Raw genomic sequence first — 1,019 nt, 5'->3', positions numbered from 1 at the left:
AACGGTTTCGGGCTTGGCGAAGGTGGCGATTTTCACCACAAATGTTGATGCGGAGAACCAAACTTTGATTAACCACAAATGTGGCTGCGGAGCACTGAACCGCCACTTTTGCCAAACCCGTGTTAGGCGTAGTTTTTATTTCAGCTTGTCGCATACTTCATTACAATTCTGTTCTATTGTCTTACAAATGTCGTCAATGGTTACAGATGTTTTGTTTTCCGAAAATGGTTCTCCATACAAGTTTGCGAGTTTGTTTATTGTCAAAAATGCTGTGCTTATAATAACCATAATTGGAATAGCTAAAAACTCAAAGCCACTTTCTTCGCCACCCAAGTCAATGTCACCAATAAATAATGGAATAAGTATGACATAGAAGCTTACAATTATTTTGGTAAATGCACTGTAAATCATCAAAAAAGGCGTATTTTTTATTCTTTCAGCTTTTCCTTGAATGTCGTAAAACCGATTTATGTGTTGCATTAAATCTCCTTTTTCAATATTTGCTTTTGAAGTAAAATTGTCTTCAATACGCTTTGTGATTGCAACCAATATTTCGTTTGAGATTTTGTTTTCGGTATTTATTTTAAACTCGTTTAGAATTGCAATTGTTTGCTCATTAAAAGTTGGCTTGAAATTATGGTGCATTTCATTTTTTAATTGACGAATGTATAAAATGCTCAATTCAATTAATTTGAGGGCTTCAACTTTAAAATCGGTTTTTGTTGTATCTTTAAAATTCTCTTCATTGCCATAATAGGCATAAATTTTAGCAACAAAACTTCGTGTATTGTTAGTCAATTCACCAAATATTTTTCTTGCTTCCCACCATCTGTCATAAGCCGAATTCATTCTGAAACCCAAGAAAAAAGCGACCGCAAGTCCAAATACAGAACCAATTTGTCCAGATATCTTGTAAATGTGGTCACCGAAATACTCTTCAAGTCCAAGAACAAGAATTGTGTAAACCGTTGTAATTAAAATAAACGGTGTTGCAATTTTTAATAGTTGAAGTAGCCCTT

General features: G+C 34.1%; 1 protein-coding gene. It reads right to left on the bottom strand.

Going from position 1 to position 1,019, the window contains the following annotated elements:
- Positions 1–135: 135 nt before the first annotated feature.
- Positions 136–1,019: bestrophin family protein (locus AC23MB_RS14275; protein ID WP_487787642.1), on the bottom strand; the 884-nt coding region annotated here is incomplete at its 5' end.

This window comes from Soonwooa sp. T0.1_25, from assembly GCF_057652215.1.
The sequence above is the reverse complement of the archived record's forward strand: the minus strand, read 5'-3'. Positions and strand labels throughout refer to the sequence as shown.